Genomic DNA, 21,265 nt, shown 5'->3' on the forward strand with positions numbered 1-21,265 from the left:
AAATGTAACTGATTTTATTGAAGAAAATTGCGAATAAAAAAGCTGAATTTTTTAACAAAACAGCTTTTTAAATTGCTCCCAATAACATATACAAAATTGACCAGATTTTGACCATCTTAATTTGACAATCAATGATAAATATTGAGTCTCTAAACTACTATAAGAACTCTTAAAAACTTGGTTTGATAGTTAATGACACTGGTTGAGAAGCCGTTTCCTATATGGAAGGCAGTGTGGGGTAACCCTATAACATGAGCTAGAAACCTTGATGTATAAGGCTTCTAGCTTTTTTGTTTTGTCCAATTTTAAGCGGGGTCTGTGAAAAGGTCTGTGATTAGATTTATTTATGGGTCATATCCAATGATTTCTTCGAACAACTGGAAAATAAATAGAAAGAGGGAATTGATGATGCAAAAAGGGACAGTGAAATGGTTTGATAGCCAAAAAGGATATGGATTTATTGCAGACGAAAGCGGACAAGATTACTTTGTTCATTCTTCAGGTCTTATTGACCAGAAACAGTTAGAAGAAGGTCAAACGGTGAGCTATACAATCGGCGAAAACAATAAAGGTGAAATCGCCACGAATGTCATTGTGGAATAGACAAAAAGAGGTAGTGGATTTTTCCGCTACCTTTTATTTAGATAAGGAGGCTTTACATGGATAGCGAGTATAACTTAGAACGTTACCTGAACATATCTAATTACCTTGAACGTTTGGAGCAAAGAAAGCGACACATTCAAAAAGAGTTGTATCAGCGAACATCGGCAACTCATTTAGCTTATGATGAACTTTCTATCCATGTACAAGCGCCTAGAATTGATTCTCTTGTATCTGATTGTTTAGAGGAGGCTTGTAGGCTAATTTATAGGCGTATAATACGCTGGTGTTTTCGTCAGAAGTTTTCAATCAGTTCTTAGCAAGTCTGTCTGTAACCGAACGTGAGAGCCTTATACAAGGACTAGGCAATAGAAGTCTGAACGATCGTGCGTTAGATGAAATCAGAGAAATAGAAACCGCAGTAGCATTTAGATATGGTTATGAGACACTAGAAGAACTCATTGAATTAAAAGACGATTTGTTTCTCGATATTGAGTTACTAGCGGAGGTGTTGTAATGACTTTTCGAGTATCAATAAGGCCTAAGTATTATTTAACCTTATGGGCGGGATTTATGGAGTATCGGAATGAACTAACTGAGCGAGAAAAGAACTTGGCTAAAGTATTCTTTAAAACGTTAGCTGCATTAGATAAAGAAGATGTGTCACTGTTAGCAGAGAAGTATCTAAAAGGCGAACATAAGACACAATATGTGCCTGAGCATGATGGTTACATGGGGCGATTGCCAATTACAGATAGCATACTGGCTGATCGTAGGGGTATTAATATAAAAGAGTATCGAGAAGCTCGTATTCGTGCGGAGAACCGTCTTAGAATGGAGTTAAAGCAATACGCTGATGAAATAGAAGCTAGCGTTAGGCAAGAACTACCAAGCTATGTGTTACGAATGAATAGTCTGTACTTAAAGCGGTATGAGATTGGTATGTTTGACCAAGTTAAAGAAGAGATTATTTTCACTCAGGATAAGTCACAAGCAAAAGTATTTACAAATGAGAGCGAAGAAGGCAGAGGTTTGGCGATAGGATTCAATCTAACCAAAGAAGAACCTGAAACAAGTAGCTTTTATTTAGATGTGAGGGTGTAGTAGTGAATAATATTAATTATTCAGTAGATTAGAGAGATTAAGAAAAAAATGTTGCATGATTTGGTAAGCACTAGGAGAGTATTTTTGATATAATTATACTGAAAAAATTTAGAGAGAAGGAAAACATAATGCCAACATTCTGGATAGATTTTGGAACAAAAGATGCCATACTTGCCATAGCTATAATAATCATTTTGGGGATGACAATCTTTTTCCATTGGTCTGCAGGGGAATTTATAATTGCTGAGTGTGCGGTAGTAATAGCCTTTTATGGCGGTACTTTGAAGCAAGATAAGAGAATAACTGATAAAGAAAAGAAATAAGAGTAAGAAAGCCCATTATTTAATGGACTTTTTTTATTATACTTGTTTTGAGCTGATGGTATATGAGGAAATTACTATATACCAAATTGGTAAAAAAATTAGTATAGACCCAAAAGAAGTCGACAAATATAGATTTTGTTTGACCATATAAACACGATTACTAGGTATTTTCTAGTCAATCCAATTGACCACAACAAAATAGACCCCTGTTTCCGCAGAGGTCTAAGCTATATAGAATACATTGATTGATATTATTTTAGCAAGTAAGACAGAACTTAGCAATAGGCGAAGATGGTCCATTATTTAACGAACTATACTGCTAAAACATCTTATGAAAATTTGCAGTTAGGGTTGTCTGCTTTTTAAAGTGTATTTTGGTATACTAATTTGAGTCAATCAAGTAAGTGAAAGGTCGAGGTATTTTGGTAAATTTTTTAAAGAGTTTAAGTAAAGAGGCCATGAAAGATTTTGAAAGTATAAGGAAAGATAAATTATTTTTTAGAACCATGGTAATTTTTTTCATAACATTAACTTATACACTAATATTTTCAATGGCCAATAAAGTATTTGATAGTAAAATCATTAATTTCTTTACTATTTTGGTGTATATTATTTTTTTATTGTCATCATATATTCTTTTGTATGCAGTGTACACGGTAAGAGTAAGAAAGTTTAACAAGCGTATTAAACAAATTACAGGGTGGAGAAATCGTAGTTATGGTTTTCCAGAAGAATTAATTTTCTCTATATTAGAGTCTGATAGCAAGATGAAATTAGATAATCTAAGCTTATATGATAATGTATATAAAAATATTAGTAGTTTAGAAGAAAAAGAAGCCTTATACGCATATACAAGAATAAAATTTTACAAAGATCCAATAGGATTATCGAGCATAATTCTATTGGCTGTTGGTGTAATCTTAACATTTATTGCTAGTCATATTCAAAATCACGGAAATATATTAACTATAACTACATTATTGATCTTTTCAGGAGTAGTTTTTCTAACCTGGTATCTTTCAAATAAAGAGAAGAAGTATATTTGTAGCATTTTAGAAAAATTTCTAAGTTTTAGGTTGACTAATGTTTTTAAAAACAGTTGGGAATAAACCTCTCGAACTTAATGAGAGTTTTTTTATATTTAAACTAGTAGTAGCAACTTTGTCAATATAAGACGAGATATGATGTATCACCAGCTCTATGGTAGTAGTTTTGATGCAATAACAAATGAGGTGATTTTTATGGATAAAAAACAATATTTAAATTTTTATTGGCAATATTATTTACATTTGGAACATGATTTTAGTAATACTACGGAATTTGTAACGTTAGATATTGCCAACTTCAAAACTTTTTCTATAGAATATCAAAAATTACTATTAGCAATTGGTTCAGAATGTGAAATTTTATTTAAAGAACTTTGCGACTTTGAAAGTAATAGCCCTAAAAAAATGCATCATTATAAATCTAAGATTAAATCAGAAAAATTAATGGAATTAGACAATAGAGTAAGAGTAATTAATTTTGCAAAAACCATAATGTTGCAACCATTAGGTGAAAAATGGCCTGAGGTAACACCCTATTGGTGGAGAAGATACAATGAAGTCAAACACGGAAGATCTATAAATTATAAACAAGCAAATTTAGAAAATGTATTAAATGCTTTGGCTAGTTTATATCTTTTAGAGGAATACGTTCATAGAAAAATAATTAAAAAAAATGAAATAGATCTTATTGTTCCTGAATCTAATTTATTTTCTTTACTTTGGACAAAAAGAACTGAACCTACAAATAAAATGACATTAGAGTATATAAGAAATGACAACTAAAAGCCCCATGTTAGATTATAAATTTGAATGCTATATTAAATACCATTTAGTAGAAAAAACGATATTTATTGATAATCCTATGCAATTGATAGTATTTTCTATTTCAATGTAATTGGCGTTGGTGGTCTGTGAAAAGGTCTGTGAGTGTAAGTGAAACTATGTGTTTTCATCAATATGCTATTAGTGTAAAAATGCTTTAATAGCAATGATAAACGTATCTACTCTAAACTATGAAATACCCTTATCTTAAATGGAAGGGTCAGTGGGATAAATATTTTTAAAGTTAGTACCTTATTTAGTATAGGTGCTAGCTTTTTTATTTTATTCAGCAATATTAATTCTATTGTTTCATAGTTTTTGTATATGAAATACATTTAGTTTATTCATTTTTGTTATAATAGTTATATAGGATAGTTATTTTGTTCGATTACTTATCCTATGTAATGAAGGGGGAATAAGTAAATGGAAAATAGTAGATTCATAAAGTATCTGAGTTGGGCGGCAACGACCATGTCGATCATGATGTATGTTTCCTATATTCCTCAAATCATGGATAATTTGGCTGGCTCTAAGGGGAATCCGATTCAGCCGTTGGTCGCAGCGATCAACTGTACGTTGTGGGTGGTCTATGGGCTAGGGAAGAAGCCGCGAGATATTCCTTTGGCGACTGCGAATTTTCCAGGTATCATTTTTGGAATCATTACTTTTTTGACTGCGATTTGATTAATTGTCAATGCACTTTTTATTAAAAAGGAGTGAGGAAGATGAAAAAGGAAAAATGGTATCAGAGAAAACTTTTTTATATTCCATTTTCGATCGTGATGGGGATTTTAGGATTTGGTGCTTGGTTCGGTACGGCGCTAGGCATGCATATCGACGATGAGTTCAATAAGGATTATTATAGTGGTAAGGATGAACCATTATTCAAACGCAAGCATGACAAGGGAGATGAATAGGATGGAAGAAACAGTATTCTTTAATCTAGGAAATGCGATTGCAGCAAAACGTGACCCGAAAGAATTGATCAAAGAGGCGCAGATCGTCAAAGACAATCGTGGTCCTTTAGGTAAATTGGTCATCGTGGAAGATGAAACAAATGGCGACCACATTTTATTCGAGGTCAATGATCAAGAAGCACCGTCAGATAGGACCAAAGAATTTAAAGTAAAAGAAGTGATCGAGTAACTGATTACTCGAATAGTGAACAAAGGCTGAGGATCTACATCTAGATCTTTAGCTTTTTTGTATTTCAGAGGAAATTGACGCAGGTATTTATGGGTGTTTTAATAGAATAAAGAGCAGTAGAAGAGAGTTAAAAAAGGAGCAGTAATGAAAATGATGGGTGATGTACGATTCAAACGAACGGAAGAGAAAATCTATCAAGCTTTACTCGTACTGTGTCAGCAAAAAGTAGACTTTGAAACGGTCAATGTACGAAGACTTGCTGAGGTGGCAGGCATATCTCATCAAACATTTTATCGGCACTATGATTCGCCAAAACAAGTGATCATCCAAGTCATTGATCGTCATTTAGCGGAATTTTTAAAAGATTTTCATCGGCAAAATCTAACAGCCCGTAAAATGGTCAATCAATTATTGAAAATTTGGAATGAGCGGGAAGCAGTGTTTCAATTATTGGAATGGTCGGATCTACGGTATGAATTTATTGAACGATTGGCGCGTTTTAATCAAAAAATCGCGGAGCAAAATGGGATTCACCTGATCGATATCGAACAGATCTGCAATGTCTACGCGGCCGCTATTTATATGTTTTTACGGAGTTATGTATTAGAAAAGCGTTGGAATGATGAGCAGGCGACGGAGCTATTATTGGATCTGACGAATCAAATGAATAAAATTTTTTAGTTATGTGACAAATGTCTAAAAGCTGTCCATAACTTAGTTAGAATCGGCCGTATACTTTAGTCAAGCTCTTAACCGAGAGTAAAACATAGACTGGAGTGACAAGCATGAAATTAATCGCAATCGAAGAACATATGAGTACCGCTTATGCGAACCAAGCGATCATGGAATACTTACAAAAACAACCGATCGAAGACCCAAAAGCATTACAGGAATTTGGTCGTTCATTTGAAGAAGGGTTAGTAGCGTATGCGACGAATCCGGCGGAAATGCAAGATTTAAGTGAAAAACGAATTCAATATATGGACCAAAATGGGATCGACGTCCAAGTTTTATCGTATGGCGATGCGAATACGAATCCGGACTTATTACCGCCAGCACAATCGATTCCTTTAACGAAACAGATCAATAATGACATTGCTGCGGCTGTCAAAGCACATCCAGATCGTTTCTTAGGTTTTGCGACATTGCCTGTTTCTGATCCAGAAGCGGCCGCCCAAGAATTGAAACGCAGCGTAACCGAACTTGGACTAAGTGGGGCATTATTATTGGGGACATCTCAAGGACATTTTCTTGATGAAGAACGTTACTTCCCAATTTTTGAAATGGCTGCAGCTTTGGATGTGCCGCTATCAATTCATCCATCGATGCCAAGTGAAACGATTCGGAAAGAATACTATAGTAATATGGCACCAATCGGCTTCAATGCGATCATGGCTACGCCTGGCTGGGGTTGGCATATGGAAGCTGGCTACCATGTGGTTCGTTTGATTTTAGCGGGATTATTTGATAAATTACCGAATTTGAAATTGATCTCTGGACACTGGGGTGAATTTGTTCCTTATTTCTTAGAACGTTTGGACGAGGCTGTCTCACCAGTTGTTGGAAATCCATTGGAACATCCGGTTTCTTATTATTATAAAAAGAATGTGTGGATTACACCAAGTGGAATGTACACTTGGCCGCAAATGCAATTGGTTTTAGCCGAAATGGGCGCCGATCACGTGATCTGGGCGCAAGACTATCCTTATGTTAAAGGGGATGCAAAAACGTTTCTGATGAATACGCCGATCCCAGAAGAAGATAAAGAAAAAATTGCTCACGGCAATATCGAAAAACTATTGAAATTAAAATAAGTTATAGACCACGATTAGTTTGTTCTGATCGTGGTTTTTTATTTTTTTTTTGGCAAATAATACCCAAAATGTTTAGAGAGTCTTTATTAAAACTTGAATAAATGATACAATAATAAATGTTATTGAACATAAATTGATTTATAAATAATTTTTAATGTTAATTTAAAGTGTAAAAAAGTATTTGTGTAAAGCAGCTGTCATGAATTCAAATAAAGGAGAGCATTCAAAGCGAATGGATAGGTGAGTATGAGTACAGAAAAACAAAAACTAGCAGTCGTAGCGGTGGCTATTTTATTATCGGAGAAATTTTTGCGTTCGTCAGTATTTTTTTGATTTATTTCAATCGTCAATTTTTTAGTGACCACATTGATATCATCAAAACATATGTGAATGCATCGACAGCCTTTTTCGGATGTTTCTTTTCGGTTTTGTCCGCATTATTGGTCTTTCAATTTTTACGTTATCAAGAACGACGTAAAGAAATCAAACAGACTCAATTATTATTCGATAAACTAAAAAATGAATACGATCAAAATTACATGATCTTAACAGAATTAGGAAATGAGATCACGAGCGGATCGACAGAACTAGGGAGATTACTAAAGGAAAGTCCGCGGGTCCGAGAATTATTTATCTTGGCAGTCTATCGGCTAGATTTTTCTTTATTTGGTTCCCATTATCATCAAACGGATTGGCAATCGATGCGAGTTGAAGACAAATATAGAGAACGGTATTTAGAATTATTTGAGCAAACACATAAAATCAATCTGCTTTGTCGCGCGATCATAGAACGTGAAGTCGATACAGTCGAGACATTGACGCAAATCGTCACGCTGATCACTGCTAAGATCACTGAATTAAAAGATCGCCAAGCCATCATCGAAGGTAAAATACCAAGTTTATTTTCACAAGAACCAGAATATCTAACTGAATCAATTCCTTGCGAAGTCGTTCAGGAATAATCGATAAAAGGTGTAGGCATAAGTTGCCGCACCTTTTTTGTATCCATCTAGCAAGTCGATTGAACATTTTCTTTTGCTTGATCGTTAGTATAAGTGACCAGCAGTCAATGGATAAAAAAGGAGGCCGTTCGATGTTTTGTTTAATGGTATTGTTTCAAACTAGTGCAGGAAAAATTCATAAATGGCAGTTCAAAAACGTTGATCCAACAAAACCGGCCAACGAATACCAACGATTGTTAGAGCAAATGACGACGCTGGGCTTATTTGAAAAGAACGGCGAGCGATTATTCGATAAAGTCCTTTCAGCAACATTGGTCCAAACGATCGAGACACCGATTTTTGATCTGAGGGATGAAGAACCAGAGTTGATCACCGAGGTGCCGGAACAAGAGCTGAGACAAGTGCAGGAAATAGGAGTGATCAAGCAGGTAAGAGCAATAGAAATCGTCGCGCAGATCAAAAGGTATTTGTTTGCCAAACAAGGAATTTATTGGAACACAAGCTAAAAAAGCAGATCCTAGAGACTAGAATCTACTTTTTCGGTTTATTTTTCATTCAATTTTTTCTTCAATTTCCGATAGCGCATATACATGAAAACAACGATCGCAATTAGAAGAACAATGATGATACCGCCGATCAATAACCAAGGGTTTGTCTCTCTCTTTTCAATCGTGACATCCTTGTCACTATAGTCCGTTGCTTTCTTTTGATTGATCGTAAAACTTGGGCTGCCTGTCCATTTTTGATCGCCAGAAGTGATCGCCATCTTGACCGTATATTTGCCAGCGGAGAACTCATTTTCGTCCATCGAAATCATATATGGAAAACGTGAACTAGGAGCGATCGCCAGCTTTTCTTTTTTATTTTTGACGATTGTTTTGTCATCTTTGACGACTTGATAATCGATCGTAACATCTGAAACATAAGTAGCTTTTTCATTATCGATCGTTGTAATAATGGCATTTCGCCCATTTACCTGTGATGCTTCTGCTTTTGTGATCTTCAAATCAGGTGTGACTTTGTCGGTACTATTTCTTAATAAGACTGCGATCTCACGTGAAAAAACATTTCGGATATTACCTTCGATTTTTCCTTCCGAAACTTCTTCGATATATAAGCCGCCAGCTAGTACACCGTCGAATGCTTTAGCCGGCATCTTCACGTCTAAGTAGATGTCTTTTGATTCATTACCAGCAAGTTCGACTAAATCTGTATTCAGTTTGACGTAATCGGTAATATTCAACCCAAAGTTGCTATCGTCTTTATTGGTACCAGAATATTCGATTACACCTAAACTATTGGTGATCGTCCGATTGAAAGAGGTCTTCAATTTGATCGTTTGATCCGTCCGGTTAGTCAAAGTAACTGTCAGTCGTTCTGATTCATCTGGCTGATACTTTAGATTGAAATAGGATTGTTCTTGATTTATTTGATGGTCAGATGGGTGGATCACCGCATCAAAACTATCCAATGAATCACCATGAACAAGCGTTGGAAAGAAAGAAAAAGCGAACACGAGGAAGAGTCCCCGAATTGTTGTTCTTAAACGGTTCTTACGCATAAGGCTATCTCCTTTATCTGTATTTTCGCATTGCAGGAGAGATCTCTCTCAGTCCTTCTCCATTAAGCGTACCACAACAGATAAGCGCTTGCATGTTATATGCTATAACAGAAAAGGTTAAACTGGATTACCCGTAGAATTAGAAGTTGGCGTATCAGAAAGTGTCCAGTTTAAAGTAGACACATATCGAACGTTTTGTCTATTTGCTTCAGCTGGAACTGTTAATTCAAATTTAGTGATCGGTAAACTAGTTTCACCGGCCCCCTGACCGGCATCTGCTGCTAAAACAATAATGTCAGTCTCTTGGTCTTCAAACTCGAAACTATTAAGATTAGTTCCCTTAAAACCTGAATTTATATTATTTGTACCATTACCAACAGAAAATGATAATTTAGCACCTGTTAATGTTGAGAGATTATTTGTCGAATTGTCCTCACAATACTCAGTAAATTGCTTCGCTTGTCTTACTTTAAGAAACCAACCGGCATTTGTGCCTCGGTTATCTCTAACACGAATTACTCCTGTAGTTGCATTAGCTGCATCTTGAGTGCCGTCATTAGTAGCTATCCAAGTCTCATCTTTCAAAGATTGAATTGGATGACTACCAAAATTTAGGTTAGTAGGTAAAGAAGGCTGTAAAACACCTTGGTCATCTTGGATTTGTGGATCAAGCAGCAGACTTCCAGCAGAATACTGCACATTTCCCGTTGTAGTCTCTGCTGAGTGTGCGGTAGTTGAGATTGCAAATATTCCTCCAATAAACAAACCAGCGATTAGTAATTTAGCTTGATTTTTCATTTTTATTCCTCCTATTTTTAACGATCTGCCATTGCAATAGAACGATCACAATAATTAAAAACCCAATAAGTGTCAAAATAATATTCTTTTGATCATTTGTTTGCAGATACCTTAAGATACCTGTTTTTTTAATAGAATGATCAGTTTTTGCTGAAACAGGTGTCCTATTTTTTTGTTCTAAATCGACTGAATTTTTTTCAGTTGTTCCGTTAGAACTTGAGCTGTTATTGCTCGAAGAAGATTCACTCCTATCAGAACTGTCTTCATAGTAATATTGGACATTTCCATTTGTAACGGCTGCTTCATTTGGAATAACAAAGACACTAAAGAGTGATAATACGATAACTAAAATAAACATTTTCTTTTTCAAGTGTCTCATCCTTCCGTCTTAATGAAGTATGGAGGAACAAATGAAATTTCTTTCCTGCGCAGAAAAGGGTTGTAACTGTATGGCTAGAGTATATTTCCTGTAAGAAAAATTTAATAGAAAGATGCTCATGTGTCTTTACACTCAAGCATAAAAATTCTCATTTTATTAATCACCATGTTTAATGATTATAAGGAATGCTCCTATATATAATGGATAAGTGTTGTTTGATAAATGAAATACAAGATAAAAACAATAGAAAAGTAATGGAATCAGTTATTTATTTTTTTTAGAAAAAAATGACAGAGTTTGTCACATGGGAGAAATGAGGAGATGAAATGAGTATAAAGTGGAGATTTTTTATACGAAATATTATGATTATTCTAGTTGCAATAGTCCTTTCATTGGCTACCACAAATAGTATCGTTAGTGCTGTTTCTGTTGATCTATTTGCTAAGACAGATGTTAAAAATAACAGTAACACGACCCAGACAGCTCCATATTTGAATGTCGATAAACAGCCTGTAACTTTTACGATTGATGGAAGTACTACTGGAGTAGGATTAATAAAAACGGGAACAAAATATGCGTATATTTCAATACCCGCCGAGCTATCAGGAAAAGTGACATTACCCTCAAATCCCCAAACTACAGTAACAGCAAAAGTAACTATTTTAAAAGCAGACTTGCCGATCGGAGGGTTGTTGACAAGTCTAAATAGTGTACTTGGATCAGTAACGGGAATTCTTTTGACCAACCTTAGTAATGCAATTAATGCATTGCAAAATGAAGATTTTGGAACCCAAACAATGACTATAACAACTCAACAACCTCTATCTACATTACTTGTTGCAGATATCAGTCAAGGATTATTACCGATTTTAACTAAAGCGTTGATTACTAGACTTGAGAATGTAAAAAATGAATTGAATAAAATCATACTTCTTGGAGATACTATATCTAACTTGCTAACAAGTATAAATACTTTGATTTCAGCACTAAATGATACAACTTCTACGACTAGCAAAAACCTAGTTGCAGCTTCGATTTTAGGAACAACAAATATAACGATGCCGACATTAGTATCTAGTCCAACAGGTCTTGCACAGGATTATACGGCAAATATCCGAGGAGGAATTACTCAAAGTGATGCGATCACAGTTGATATATTGAGTAGCTTTGGAAATAATACTGCCATTTATTTTTCAGCAGGATCAGTTGTTTTAAATGGTAGTCAGTTGCCTGCGAATCTTAATTTTGGTACCCATACTATTCAAACTGTTGCAGATGAGAATTGGCTTGCTTATGTAAATGGAAATAGCACGAATGGCTTACAAACGGGAATGATTCGGATAGATGATACGAGGTCAGTCGCCAAATCATGGCAATTGAATTCTATTTCTTCTTTTGTATCAAAGTATTGTGAGTGAACAATTACTAAAATGATACCGATGAAGACCATCGCACTTGCAAAATAGAAGGTATAATTGCCGCCAAATTTGGCGCCGATCAGACCGGCTACAAACGGAGCTAATGAACCACCGAAGAAACGAACGAAACTATAAGTAGATGATGCGATGTTGCGTTTGATTCCAGGAATTTCCATTGCGATGGTTGTCATCAATGTATTGATGATCCCTTGGAAGAAACCAGCAACGATCAACGCAGCGGCAACTAAAGTTGGTTGATCAGCATTGATCCCCATTAATACTAGACAGATCACAAAACCGACAAAGCCGATCATCAAGGTATAAAAAGTACCGATCGCACGTTCAAAACGTGTTGCTAAGAAGATCGATGAGATCGCTAATAAAATACCCCAACCAAAGAAAGTCAAACCGATTTACATTTCTGAGAAGTTCGGCATCAAGAATGGTGCGTAAGCTAATAGTGTAAAGAAGCCAAAATTATAAAGTAAGGCGATCAATCCAACAGAACGCAATTTATGGTTTTTCAACGCTTTCGCTCCAGCGAAGAACGCAACTTTTTCTGTTTTGCCTTTTGGTTCTTTGAACATGATAAAGATTGATAAGAATGAAATAAACATCAAAACGGACACGCCTGCAAAAGGTAAGTGCCAAGAGATTGAACCAAGTGAGCCGCCAACTAGCGGTCCAATTGACATCCCAAGACCCATTGCTGCTTCATAAAGCATAATTGATTTTTCTGTTTGTCCTACTAAAACACTGACGATCGCTGAAAGAGCAGTTGAGATAAACAACGCATTTCCAAGACCCCAGCCTGCGCGGAAATAAATCAAAGCGCTGATCGTGTTTGATAAACCAGCAAATAGAGCAAATAAAATAATAATTACTAGACCTAACATCAACGTTTTCTTTGTTCCGATACGACTTGACACAAAACCAGTAAACAACATAACAATACCAGTAACCATCATATAGCTTGTAAATAATAAAGTTGTTTGTGCCGGTGTTGCTTGTAATGATTTAGCGATCGAATTTAAAATTGGATCCACTAAACCGATCCCCATAAAGGCGATCATGCAGGCAAAGGCGACAACGTAAGCGGCCTTGCCATTTTCTTTTTCTGTAACTGAGTTTTCATTTAAATTTTCCATTATGTCACCACTTTCCGTTCTATAGTCTACTGATAAAACTATTTTATGTCAATATTTACATAAAATTTTTTACATAAAAATTTCAGAAAAAAAGAAGCAAGCCTCAAAAGACTTACTTCAAACTAATTATTCTGCAAAATATTGCTCGATTTTCTCTTCAGCCCAGGTGCACCATTCAAGCTCTTCTTTACATAAGCGAATTTTCCGTTCTAAGATCAATTCGCGGCCGAAATTTTTTCGTCGTTCAATATCCGATAGCGCATCAAGTGTTTTTAGGACACCAGAGTATTCATTTAATTGTTCATGAAAGTATTGTTGTCTTTCCATGATTAAAAATTTAGCCGTATCGCGATCAAGCGCGGACATCGTAAAGACTTTGGCTAAAAATTCATCTTTTTGCGAAGGGGCGTGGCTAGGAGAGAAGACCCATTCTTTGACGATTTTTTTTCCCGCTGGCGTGATGTCATAGATTTTTCTTTTGCCATCAGGAATATCGACGATCTCGATCAATTCCTGTTTGCGTAATTCTTTTAAAGTTGGATAAATCTGGCTGTGGTGCGCTTCCCAAAATAGATTCAAAAAGCGTTTTAATTCGTAACCAGTCAGCGGCGAACGAACCAGCATCGCCAAGACAACGTAACTAATCGTATTCATTCTAAGATCCTTTCTTGATTTTAACTAAGTAGACTTGCTAAGAAAGTATGTTTTCTAAATATCTGCCCACCTATTGTATCACTGTTTTTATTTTGGGAGAACTATTTATCGGCTCAGTCTTTTGCCGGATGTTTCTGTCTTGATGATACGTTATGATAGGAAGGAGAGGAGAAGATGAGGATGAAAGTACTATTCGTATTTGATGATCAAAAAAACTCCAGCTTTTTTGTTTACGACTTGACCAGTGGTGTAAATACTTTACTGCGGGTTTCTCCTGAAATAAAGATCAAAAATGTGACGCTAGGAGAACTTTATACGCAAGTGCCGATCGAAAAATTTTTGGCTTATTTTTCGGTTGCTTTTTCTATAGAAGTAAAAAAATATCTAGTGTTGAAAAAAGCCGATAGTTTATTGGCAATCAAAGAGGCGGGGTTAGAAGCAGATGGTAAGTTTGCTGTTACGATCTATAAAGATTTCGTTGCCCAAAAAAATAAGCAGTATTTTACCAAAGGCGAGCATCGTCTGTCGCTAGCTGAGGTGGATGCCTATATCAGCTATCAGATCGATGAAGATGGGCAACTAGATGTCTTTGAACGGCAAGAAGATATCATCCGTTTGATGAAACGAAAAACAGTCAAACCGCGCTTATCTTCTATTACAAATAATTTTGGCACAGTCAAAGAATATGCAGGCAGCAACTTGAATTTGAAAGACATGCTGAAGATGGGGACTGGTTATCTGGCTAAAGGAAATGCACGAATGAATAAAATCAATGTGCCTGCCAATCAGACGTTCACAGTAAGCGAGAGTGTGCCGTATCATTTAGTAAGCGTTGACTGGACTAAAAATGAAATAAAATTACGTTCAGATCTACAAAAGTAAGAAAGTTATTAACAGGGATACCTAAGAAAACGGTTTTAAAAAATAATTTACCCGCTTTCAATTAGATAAACGTTGTTATATCAAGGTTTATCTACGTTTCACAATTGCGAAACTTTTTGATGAAACTGTTTTATCTAGCTTGACATTTGTTATTAGCATTTGAAAGTGGTTTGTTTTTTAAGAAGTCGAGGATTCGGCTTCTATTTTTTTGCTGTGAATAGGATTTTTCTAGTCTTGTTCGTTCTGCTTTTTCCAAGTCTTTGCTATAATAAACAGTGGGTGATAAGAATGATAAGACGAATTGAAAAATTACGTGCATTAATGACAGAAGATATGATCGACGGCTACTTGGTGACTAGTCCAGCGAATTTACGTTACTTGACGAATTTTACTGGAACAGCCGGAGTAGCGTTCATTACACAAGAACAGGCATATTTTATTACGGATTTCCGTTACATGGAACAAGCTAATAACCAAACGCAAGGTCTGACGATCTTACAGCATCAGGGAGATATCGTTGGCGAAATCATTCGCTTAGTCGAATCACAGCAGATTAGTGTATTTGGTTTTGAGGATGCGTTTTTAACCGTGGCTGAGTATTCTGTATTTGAAGAAGTGATCGATGCCGAGTTGGCACCTGCCAGCGGATTGATCGAATCACTACGGGAACAAAAGGATGATGCTGAGATCGCCATCATTGAAAAAGCTTGCGCGATCGCAGACGAAGGATTCCAACATGTATTAAAAATGATTCGACCTGGGATCACCGAAATCGAAGTAGCAAACCAATTGGATTTCTTTATGCGTTCGTTAGGTGCTTCAGGTACTTCGTTTGAAACGATCGTTGCTAGTGGTGCTCGTTCAGCGTTGCCGCATGGTGTGGCTAGCGAAAAAATGATCGAACAAGGGGATATGGTGACATTAGACTTTGGTTGTGTTTATCAAGGGTATGTTTCTGACATCACGCGGACCTTTGCCATTGGTGATCCAGGACAAGAATTGAAGGATATTTATCAAATCGTCTTAGGAGCACAGCAAAAAGTGATTGATGCAGCGAAAGCTGGCGTGACTGGCGCTCAACTTGATGCGATCGCCCGCGATTTTATTACACAAGCCGGTTACGGAGAAGCCTTTGGTCATTCGACTGGCCATGGTATCGGAATGGAAATCCATGAAGGTCCGAATATCAGCCGCAGTAATGAAGCTGAGCTGATGATCGGAAATGTGATCACGGATGAACCAGGAATCTACATCGCTGGACTTGGCGGCGTTCGAATCGAAGATGATCTGCTGATTTTAGCAGAAGGCAATCGAATTTTAACCCAATCGCCAAAGGAACTCATCATTTTATAGTTCACGCAGAGTAGTGGTAGCGTAAGTAAAGAAGAAATGATAAACTAGAACCAAATCTGTAAAGATTGGCATAAGTCTGACTTATTTTATATGAAGAATAAGTGGAAAAATTATGGCGGCAGCATCTATTTTAAATAGATCCTTTTAAAGTAATAGAGGAGGAAGTATCATGATTTCAGTAAACGATTTTAAAACTGGTTTAACAATTGAATTTGATGGCGGCATCTGGCGTGTCGTTGAGTTCCAACATGTAAAACCAGGAAAAGGTGCAGCCTTCGTACGTTCAAAACTGAAAAATTTGCGTACTGGAGCGGTTCAAGAAAAAACGTTCCGCGCTGGTGAAAAAGTGGCGAAAGCGCAAATCGATAATAAAAAAATGCAATATCTGTATGATGAAGGCGACAACTACGTCTATATGGACATGAACAGCTACGAACAAATCGAAATGCCGAAAGAACAAGTGGCAGATGAGATGCGTTATGTGTTAGAAAATACAGAATTGACCGTGATCATGTATGGTTCAGAAGTATTAGGCGTCGATCTGCCAAACACAGTGGTTTTAGAAGTAGCTGAAACCGATCCGAATATCAAAGGCGATACTTCTTCTGGCGGTTCTAAACCAGCAGTGATGGAAACAGGAATCACCGTTAACGTACCGTTTTTCGTTAACCAAGGCGATAAATTGATCGTAAGTACTCAAGACGGAAGTTACGTTTCACGCGCATAAAGAACCTCGGTTCATGTTATAATCCGTGTTGTGTCAATCCAACATAATGCGTTAAGAATACCAGACTTATTTTTTCAGTAAGAAAAAATAATTACACTTGAAGGAATAAGGATGTCAGTCCAACTTTTTACAGGGTATAATGAGCAAGCACTAGAATCAATTGAAGCAAGTACGTTATAGCTGGCGAAGTATAGTTGGATGATATACGGCATGACTATCAGACTTATTTTTTCGGTAAGAAAAAATAATTACACTTGAAGGAATAAGGAGAGAATAAGATGGCAGATGAAAATAATTTGGTTTTAGGTGCGACTCCTGAACTTGGCGAGATTATCATTGCACCAGAAGTGATCGAAGTTATTATCGGGATCGCAGCTTCAAAAGTTGACGGTGTCTATGGAATGCGCGGAACGTTAGCAAGCAACGTTAGCAAATTGCTAGGAAAAGCTGCTCACGGTAAAGGTGTATATCTTAAAAATGATGAAGACGGCTTGAAAGTCGATATCTATTCTTACTTTGACTATGGTATTTCGGTGCCGAAAGTAGCCATGGCAATGCAAGAACGTGTCAAACAACAAGTTTTATTCATGACAGACGTCGCATTGAGCGAAGTAAATATCCATGTTGTTGGTGTAGTCGCTGAAAAATTAGAGCAACCGACCATACAAGAACTATTTAATGATGAAGAGGAAAATAATGAGTAAAGAATTATCACGTCATGAAATCCGCGAAAAAGCATTACAAGCTTTATTCCCGTTAGATTTCAACCAAGAATTAACAAAAAAAGATGCGATCAACCATGCGTTGAGCATTGATCAACAAGAGTTTGTCAGTGAAGACGAAGAAGAGTTTGTTCCAGTCTATCTAGATGAATTAGTCGGCGGCGTTGTCGAACATCAAGCGGAATTAGATGAAATCATCCAAAACCATTTGCGTTCGAACTGGTCGATCAAACGGATCGCAAAAATGGATTTGATCTTATTGCGTTTAGGTATCTACGAAATGTTATACAATCAACAAGTACCCAATCGCGTTGTTTTGAATGAAGCAATCGAATTAGCGAAAACTTTTAGTGATGACCAATCAAGAAAGTTCGTCAATGGGATCTTATCGAATGTAATGAAAGAGATCGATGAAGCTGGGGCAAATAGCTAATTTTAGCTATTTTTCCCAGCTTTATTTTCAACTATATAAAAAAGAAGCGGGGCTTGAACGTGGCACAACTTATTAATGGTAAAGAATTAGCAGAAAAATTGCAGCAAAAAACGGCTACTCGAATTGAAGAACTAGCAAAACGAGGCATCCATCCAGGATTAGTCGTGTTATTAGTCGGTGAGAACCCCGCCAGCCAGATCTACGTTCGCAATAAAGAACGTGTGGCTAAAAAAATCGGTATCCATTCTGAAGTCAAACGCTATCCAGCAACGATCACAGAAGCCGAATTGATCAAAGAAATCGAATTTTTTAATCAATCAACAGAATTTCACGGTATTTTAGTCCAATTACCATTACCAGATCATATCAATGAAGACAATATCTTATTAGCAATCGATCCAGCCAAAGATGTCGATGGTTTCCATCCAATGAATATCGGTCGTCTTTTCGCCGGGATGCCGCAAACGATTCCGTGTACGCCGTATGGCATCATGAAAATGTTTGAAGCCTATGATATTCCGCTAGCGGGTAAAAAAGCCGTAGTGATCGGTCGAAGCAATATCGTTGGCAAACCAATGGGAATGTTGCTTTTAGCGGCAGATGCAACCGTTACGATGACCCATTCAAGAACAGTTGACTTGCCAGCTGTGGCAAGGGAAGCGGATATTTTAGTCGTGGCGATTGGCAGAGGGCATTTTGTAACAAAAGAATTTGTCAAACCAGGTGCAGTCGTGATCGATGTCGGAATGAATCGCAATGATGAAGGCAAATTGATCGGCGATGTGAAATTCGACGAGGTTGAACCGATCGCAAGTTATATCACGCCAGTTCCTGGCGGTGTCGGTCCAATGACGATCACGATGCTGATGCAGCAAACGGTCGAATGTTGTGAACGACAAGTACTGGATCACGAATAGCAAAGAGGTGTTCAGATGACACAAGAGTACTTAACAGTCAGTGCATTGAATAAATATATCAAACGAAAATTCGATGTAGACCCGTATTTGGAGCGGGTCTATTTGACCGGAGAAATCTCCAACTTTCGGATGCGTCCCAACAATCATCAATATTTTAGTTTGAAAGATGAACGTTCTAAAATCAATGCGATCATGTTCAAAGGAGCATTTCAAAAATTAAAATTCACCCCTAAAGAAGGGATGAAAGTGTTGGTCGTTGGCCGCGTGGCGTTATACGAAGCTAGCGGGATGTATCAAATCTATATCGATCACATGGAACCTGATGGCGTCGGCGCTTTGTATCAAGCGTTAGCTGAGTTGCGTGAAAAGCTGGAAAAAGAAGGCCTGTTCTCGCAACCGAAAAAAGCTTTGCCTCGCTATCCAAAAAGAATTGCGGTGATCACGAGTCCCAGCGGTGCCGTGATCCGAGATATCATTACGACGGTCAAACGTCGTTACCCGATTGCGCAATTGGTGTTGTTTCCGACCTTAGTTCAAGGGGATAAAGCAGCCGCTGATATCGTTAAAAATATCAAAAAAGCTGAAACGATGGACTTTGACACAATGATTATTGGCCGGGGTGGCGGTTCGATCGAGGATCTATGGCCCTTCAATGAAGAAGTGGTTGCACGAGCGATCGCAGCATCACCGCTTCCGATCATTTCATCTGTCGGCCATGAGACAGACACGACGATCGCCGACTTAGTTGCGGATATGCGAGCAGCTACACCAACGGCGGCGGCTGAATTGGCCGTTCCGGTCTTATCAGAAGAAATTTTACGGATCAAAGAAAAACAAGCACGATTGGAACAGGCTTTCTTGCATCAATTACAACGTAAAAAAGAACGTTTTGAACGCTTGCAAAAATCCTATATTTTTAGGCAGCCGAATCGCTTGTATGAAGCACAAAGTGTGCAATTAGATCGTTTGACGCAACGCTTGCAGCAAAATATGACTGTTTTAGTCAATCAACGGGAGCGTGAATTGGCGCAGTATCATACCCGATTGGCCCAAGCGAATCCTGTCAGCCGGGTCAAACAAGCACAACAGCAACAGACGTATCTGCAAGAACGTTTGCAACAACAAATGCAAGCCTATCTAGAGATGCAACAGCGTAGAGTTCAACAAGCCATCACTTCTTTGGATCTATTGAGTCCGCTGAAAACGATGGGACGCGGCTTTACTTATACGACCCAAGAGGATCAAGTGATCCGGACGGTCAAAGATTTGAAAGAAGCGGATGTAACGATCCATTTTGTGGATGGGACCGTGAAAGCAGCCATTTTAGAAATTGACGAGGTGAAAGAATAATGGAAAATAAGACGACCTTTGAAGAATCGATTGCTCAATTAGAAGCGATCGTGACCCAATTAGAACGTGGCGATGTCCCGTTAGAAGAAGCTTTGGATGCTTTTCAAAAGGGCATGGTCTTGAGCAAACAGTGCCAAGATACTTTGACTAAAGCTGAAAAGACCTTGACGAAGATGATGAGTGAAGACGAAGAAGTACCGTTCGCTGGTGAGGAGGAAGCCTAGATGTTGCAGCAGCTTTCAGCTCAAGAATTGCCAAAAGTCGAACAAGAGATGATCGATTTCATCATACAATATACTACACATGAAGACTTGCAAAAGAGTATGCTGTATTCAATCGAAGCTGGCGGCAAGCGGATTCGTCCGTTGATCGTGTTAGCGACAGTCAGAGCCTTTCAAAAAGCATTGAACGCACCTGTTTATCAAACGGCAGGGGCCTTGGAGATGATCCATACATATTCACTGATCCATGACGATCTACCGGCGATGGATGATGATGATCTACGACGCGGCAAGCCAACAAATCATAAAATTTTTGGCGAAGCGTTAGCGATTTTAGCTGGCGATGGCTTGTTGACCGGGGCTTTTCAATTGATCAGTGAAACGACTTTGGAGCCAACGGAAAATGTTTTATTGATTCAACTATTAGCTAAAGCAGCTGGGATCGGCGGAATGGTCGCAGGACAAGCTGGTGATATGGCTGCCGAACATCAGCAAGTATCGTTGGAAGAATTAAAAGCTATCCACCGAGGCAAAACAGGGGCTTTATTGACCTATGCGTTTGTGGCTGGAGGCATTTTAGCGCAACAACCAGAATATGTCCTTAACTTATTGGAAAAGTTAGGCGGACATATTGGCTTGGCTTTTCAAATTCGCGATGATTTATTAGACGTTGTCGGAACGACCGAAGACTTAGGCAAACAAGTTGGTCAAGACGAAAAATCAGAAAAAAGTACGTATCCAGCTTTACTGAGCCTGGATGGTGCCAAAGAAGCGTTGGAGAAAGAATTGGCGCAAGCCGAAGCAACGGTCGAACAATTGACTGAAGTAGCTGAATTCCAACCGCAAGTATTTCAAGAATTATTAGCATTATTTACGTTATGATCA

Annotated in this window: 26 protein-coding genes and 1 pseudogene; 22 read left to right on the forward strand and 5 right to left on the reverse strand. The window is 37.6% G+C overall.

Annotated features, from left to right (window positions below; genetic code table 11):
* Positions 1-408: 408 nt before the first annotated feature.
* The 12 genes from ACQKTA_RS00675 (at position 409) to ACQKTA_RS00730 (ending at position 8,323) form a co-directional block, all read left to right on the forward strand.
* Positions 409-603 (forward strand): cold-shock protein, encoded by a 195-nt coding sequence (locus tag ACQKTA_RS00675; RefSeq protein WP_427814487.1) that lies wholly within the window; start codon positions 409-411, stop codon positions 601-603.
* Positions 604-1,116: 513 nt separating this feature from the next.
* Entirely contained in the window at positions 1,117-1,704 is a 588-nt protein-coding gene (locus tag ACQKTA_RS00680) for a hypothetical protein (RefSeq protein ID WP_427813825.1), read from the forward strand.
* Between the two features lie 128 nt (positions 1,705-1,832).
* A complete protein-coding gene (locus ACQKTA_RS00685; RefSeq protein WP_427813826.1) occupies positions 1,833-2,027 on the forward strand; it encodes a DNA helicase UvrB in 195 nt (64 codons plus the stop codon).
* A gap of 458 nt (positions 2,028-2,485) precedes the next feature.
* Positions 2,486-3,136 (forward strand): hypothetical protein, encoded by a 651-nt coding sequence (locus tag ACQKTA_RS00690; RefSeq protein WP_427813827.1) that lies wholly within the window; start codon positions 2,486-2,488, stop codon positions 3,134-3,136.
* A gap of 132 nt (positions 3,137-3,268) precedes the next feature.
* On the forward strand, positions 3,269-3,856 hold the full coding sequence (locus ACQKTA_RS00695) for a hypothetical protein (protein ID WP_427813828.1): 588 nt from the start codon (positions 3,269-3,271) through the stop codon (positions 3,854-3,856).
* Positions 3,857-4,318: 462 nt separating this feature from the next.
* Positions 4,319-4,579, forward strand: coding sequence for a SemiSWEET family transporter (locus ACQKTA_RS00700; protein WP_427813829.1), 261 nt, complete (start codon positions 4,319-4,321; stop codon positions 4,577-4,579).
* 41 nt (positions 4,580-4,620) lie between these two features.
* Entirely contained in the window at positions 4,621-4,812 is a 192-nt protein-coding gene (locus tag ACQKTA_RS00705; protein WP_427813830.1) for a hypothetical protein, read from the forward strand.
* Between the two features lies 1 nt (position 4,813).
* A complete protein-coding gene (locus ACQKTA_RS00710) occupies positions 4,814-5,041 on the forward strand; it encodes a hypothetical protein (RefSeq protein ID WP_332580606.1) in 228 nt (75 codons plus the stop codon).
* Between the two features lie 144 nt (positions 5,042-5,185).
* Positions 5,186-5,722 (forward strand): TetR/AcrR family transcriptional regulator, encoded by a 537-nt coding sequence (locus ACQKTA_RS00715; RefSeq protein WP_427813831.1) that lies wholly within the window; start codon positions 5,186-5,188, stop codon positions 5,720-5,722.
* A gap of 104 nt (positions 5,723-5,826) precedes the next feature.
* Positions 5,827-6,855, forward strand: a complete 1,029-nt coding sequence (locus ACQKTA_RS00720; protein ID WP_427813832.1) for an amidohydrolase family protein — start codon at positions 5,827-5,829, stop codon at positions 6,853-6,855.
* 329 nt (positions 6,856-7,184) lie between these two features.
* Complete coding sequence (locus ACQKTA_RS00725) at positions 7,185-7,817, forward strand: hypothetical protein (RefSeq protein WP_427813833.1); 633 nt, start codon at positions 7,185-7,187, stop codon at positions 7,815-7,817.
* A 131-nt stretch (positions 7,818-7,948) separates the two neighbouring features.
* On the forward strand, positions 7,949-8,323 hold the full coding sequence (locus ACQKTA_RS00730; RefSeq protein ID WP_427813834.1) for a hypothetical protein: 375 nt from the start codon (positions 7,949-7,951) through the stop codon (positions 8,321-8,323).
* 38 nt (positions 8,324-8,361) lie between these two features.
* Here ACQKTA_RS00730 and ACQKTA_RS00735 read toward each other — a convergent pair whose 3' ends face one another.
* From ACQKTA_RS00735 to ACQKTA_RS00745, 3 genes are all read right to left on the reverse strand, one after another.
* Positions 8,362-9,378 (reverse strand): DUF916 and DUF3324 domain-containing protein, encoded by a 1,017-nt coding sequence (locus tag ACQKTA_RS00735; protein WP_427813835.1) that lies wholly within the window; start codon positions 9,376-9,378, stop codon positions 8,362-8,364.
* 117 nt (positions 9,379-9,495) lie between these two features.
* Positions 9,496-10,176 carry a WxL domain-containing protein gene (locus tag ACQKTA_RS00740; protein ID WP_427813836.1) on the reverse strand — a complete coding sequence of 227 codons (681 nt, stop codon included), beginning with the start codon at positions 10,174-10,176 and terminating at the stop codon, positions 9,496-9,498.
* Complete coding sequence (locus ACQKTA_RS00745) at positions 10,160-10,546, reverse strand: LPXTG cell wall anchor domain-containing protein (RefSeq protein WP_427813837.1); 387 nt, start codon at positions 10,544-10,546, stop codon at positions 10,160-10,162. Before ACQKTA_RS00745 ends, ACQKTA_RS00740 begins: the two co-directional genes overlap by 17 nt.
* A 371-nt stretch (positions 10,547-10,917) precedes the next feature.
* On the opposite strand from ACQKTA_RS00745, the gene ACQKTA_RS00750 reads away from it, so the two are divergent.
* A complete protein-coding gene (locus ACQKTA_RS00750) occupies positions 10,918-11,973 on the forward strand; it encodes an adhesive domain-containing protein (RefSeq protein WP_427813838.1) in 1,056 nt (351 codons plus the stop codon).
* Here ACQKTA_RS00750 and ACQKTA_RS00755 read toward each other — a convergent pair.
* Both ACQKTA_RS00755 and ACQKTA_RS00760 read right to left on the reverse strand, forming a co-directional pair.
* A pseudogene (locus tag ACQKTA_RS00755) lies at positions 11,943-13,121 on the reverse strand (MFS transporter); the annotation flags it as partial. The gene ACQKTA_RS00750 and the pseudogene ACQKTA_RS00755 overlap by 31 nt on opposite strands.
* 126 nt (positions 13,122-13,247) lie before the next feature.
* Complete coding sequence (locus ACQKTA_RS00760) at positions 13,248-13,775, reverse strand: PadR family transcriptional regulator (RefSeq protein ID WP_407854785.1); 528 nt, start codon at positions 13,773-13,775, stop codon at positions 13,248-13,250.
* A 180-nt stretch (positions 13,776-13,955) separates the two neighbouring features.
* On the opposite strand from ACQKTA_RS00760, the gene ACQKTA_RS00765 reads away from it, so the two are divergent.
* The 9 genes from ACQKTA_RS00765 (at position 13,956) to ACQKTA_RS00805 (ending at position 21,262) form a co-directional block, all read left to right on the forward strand.
* The gene (locus ACQKTA_RS00765) at positions 13,956-14,657 is read left to right on the forward strand and encodes a hypothetical protein (protein WP_427814488.1); all 702 of its coding nucleotides are present in this window, start codon (positions 13,956-13,958) and stop codon (positions 14,655-14,657) included.
* A gap of 288 nt (positions 14,658-14,945) precedes the next feature.
* The gene (locus ACQKTA_RS00770) at positions 14,946-16,010 is read left to right on the forward strand and encodes a M24 family metallopeptidase (RefSeq protein WP_427813839.1); all 1,065 of its coding nucleotides are present in this window, start codon (positions 14,946-14,948) and stop codon (positions 16,008-16,010) included.
* Between the two features lie 169 nt (positions 16,011-16,179).
* Positions 16,180-16,737, forward strand: coding sequence for an elongation factor P (gene efp, locus ACQKTA_RS00775; RefSeq protein WP_332580598.1), 558 nt, complete (start codon positions 16,180-16,182; stop codon positions 16,735-16,737).
* 278 nt (positions 16,738-17,015) lie between these two features.
* On the forward strand, positions 17,016-17,441 hold the full coding sequence (locus tag ACQKTA_RS00780) for an Asp23/Gls24 family envelope stress response protein (RefSeq protein WP_427813840.1): 426 nt from the start codon (positions 17,016-17,018) through the stop codon (positions 17,439-17,441).
* The gene (gene nusB / locus ACQKTA_RS00785; protein WP_071856478.1) at positions 17,434-17,892 is read left to right on the forward strand and encodes a transcription antitermination factor NusB; all 459 of its coding nucleotides are present in this window, start codon (positions 17,434-17,436) and stop codon (positions 17,890-17,892) included. Before ACQKTA_RS00780 ends, nusB begins: the two co-directional genes overlap by 8 nt.
* 59 nt (positions 17,893-17,951) lie before the next feature.
* Positions 17,952-18,809 carry a bifunctional methylenetetrahydrofolate dehydrogenase/methenyltetrahydrofolate cyclohydrolase gene (locus ACQKTA_RS00790; RefSeq protein ID WP_427813841.1) on the forward strand — a complete coding sequence of 286 codons (858 nt, stop codon included), beginning with the start codon at positions 17,952-17,954 and terminating at the stop codon, positions 18,807-18,809.
* Between the two features lie 15 nt (positions 18,810-18,824).
* Positions 18,825-20,159 carry an exodeoxyribonuclease VII large subunit gene (gene xseA, locus ACQKTA_RS00795; RefSeq protein WP_427813842.1) on the forward strand — a complete coding sequence of 445 codons (1,335 nt, stop codon included), beginning with the start codon at positions 18,825-18,827 and terminating at the stop codon, positions 20,157-20,159.
* Complete coding sequence (locus ACQKTA_RS00800; protein ID WP_332580593.1) at positions 20,159-20,383, forward strand: exodeoxyribonuclease VII small subunit; 225 nt, start codon at positions 20,159-20,161, stop codon at positions 20,381-20,383. Before xseA ends, ACQKTA_RS00800 begins: the two co-directional genes overlap by 1 nt.
* Positions 20,384-21,262: a polyprenyl synthetase family protein gene (locus ACQKTA_RS00805; RefSeq protein WP_427813843.1), complete on the forward strand. Its 879-nt coding sequence runs from the start codon at positions 20,384-20,386 to the stop codon at positions 21,260-21,262.
* Positions 21,263-21,265 lie beyond the last annotated feature (3 nt).

The organism is Enterococcus sp. 22-H-5-01 (genome assembly GCF_050310005.1).
Classification (GTDB): Bacteria; Bacillota; Bacilli; order Lactobacillales; family Enterococcaceae; genus Enterococcus_A; species Enterococcus_A hailinensis.

Excerpts from the sequence above, each read along its gene's own strand:
- ACQKTA_RS00675 (WP_427814487.1), top strand. The coding sequence starts at position 409 with ATGCAAAAAGGGACAGTGAAATGGTTTGATAGCCAAAAAGGATATGGA.
- ACQKTA_RS00680 (WP_427813825.1), top strand. The coding sequence starts at position 1,117 with ATGACTTTTCGAGTATCAATAAGGCCTAAGTATTATTTAACCTTATGG.
- ACQKTA_RS00685 (WP_427813826.1), top strand. The coding sequence starts at position 1,833 with ATGCCAACATTCTGGATAGATTTTGGAACAAAAGATGCCATACTTGCC.
- ACQKTA_RS00690 (WP_427813827.1), top strand. The coding sequence starts at position 2,486 with ATGAAAGATTTTGAAAGTATAAGGAAAGATAAATTATTTTTTAGAACC.
- ACQKTA_RS00695 (WP_427813828.1), top strand. The coding sequence starts at position 3,269 with ATGGATAAAAAACAATATTTAAATTTTTATTGGCAATATTATTTACAT.
- ACQKTA_RS00700 (WP_427813829.1), top strand. The coding sequence starts at position 4,319 with ATGGAAAATAGTAGATTCATAAAGTATCTGAGTTGGGCGGCAACGACC.
- ACQKTA_RS00705 (WP_427813830.1), top strand. The coding sequence starts at position 4,621 with ATGAAAAAGGAAAAATGGTATCAGAGAAAACTTTTTTATATTCCATTT.
- ACQKTA_RS00710 (WP_332580606.1), top strand. The coding sequence starts at position 4,814 with ATGGAAGAAACAGTATTCTTTAATCTAGGAAATGCGATTGCAGCAAAA.
- ACQKTA_RS00715 (WP_427813831.1), top strand. The coding sequence starts at position 5,186 with ATGAAAATGATGGGTGATGTACGATTCAAACGAACGGAAGAGAAAATC.
- ACQKTA_RS00720 (WP_427813832.1), top strand. The coding sequence starts at position 5,827 with ATGAAATTAATCGCAATCGAAGAACATATGAGTACCGCTTATGCGAAC.
- ACQKTA_RS00730 (WP_427813834.1), top strand. The coding sequence starts at position 7,949 with ATGTTTTGTTTAATGGTATTGTTTCAAACTAGTGCAGGAAAAATTCAT.
- ACQKTA_RS00735 (WP_427813835.1), bottom strand. The coding sequence starts at position 9,378 with ATGCGTAAGAACCGTTTAAGAACAACAATTCGGGGACTCTTCCTCGTG.
- ACQKTA_RS00740 (WP_427813836.1), bottom strand. The coding sequence starts at position 10,176 with ATGAAAAATCAAGCTAAATTACTAATCGCTGGTTTGTTTATTGGAGGA.
- ACQKTA_RS00750 (WP_427813838.1), top strand. The coding sequence starts at position 10,918 with ATGATTATTCTAGTTGCAATAGTCCTTTCATTGGCTACCACAAATAGT.
- ACQKTA_RS00760 (WP_407854785.1), bottom strand. The coding sequence starts at position 13,775 with ATGAATACGATTAGTTACGTTGTCTTGGCGATGCTGGTTCGTTCGCCG.
- ACQKTA_RS00765 (WP_427814488.1), top strand. The coding sequence starts at position 13,956 with ATGAAAGTACTATTCGTATTTGATGATCAAAAAAACTCCAGCTTTTTT.
- ACQKTA_RS00770 (WP_427813839.1), top strand. The coding sequence starts at position 14,946 with ATGATAAGACGAATTGAAAAATTACGTGCATTAATGACAGAAGATATG.
- efp (WP_332580598.1), top strand. The coding sequence starts at position 16,180 with ATGATTTCAGTAAACGATTTTAAAACTGGTTTAACAATTGAATTTGAT.
- ACQKTA_RS00780 (WP_427813840.1), top strand. The coding sequence starts at position 17,016 with ATGGCAGATGAAAATAATTTGGTTTTAGGTGCGACTCCTGAACTTGGC.
- nusB (WP_071856478.1), top strand. The coding sequence starts at position 17,434 with ATGAGTAAAGAATTATCACGTCATGAAATCCGCGAAAAAGCATTACAA.
- xseA (WP_427813842.1), top strand. The coding sequence starts at position 18,825 with ATGACACAAGAGTACTTAACAGTCAGTGCATTGAATAAATATATCAAA.
- ACQKTA_RS00800 (WP_332580593.1), top strand. The coding sequence starts at position 20,159 with ATGGAAAATAAGACGACCTTTGAAGAATCGATTGCTCAATTAGAAGCG.
- ACQKTA_RS00805 (WP_427813843.1), top strand. The coding sequence starts at position 20,384 with ATGTTGCAGCAGCTTTCAGCTCAAGAATTGCCAAAAGTCGAACAAGAG.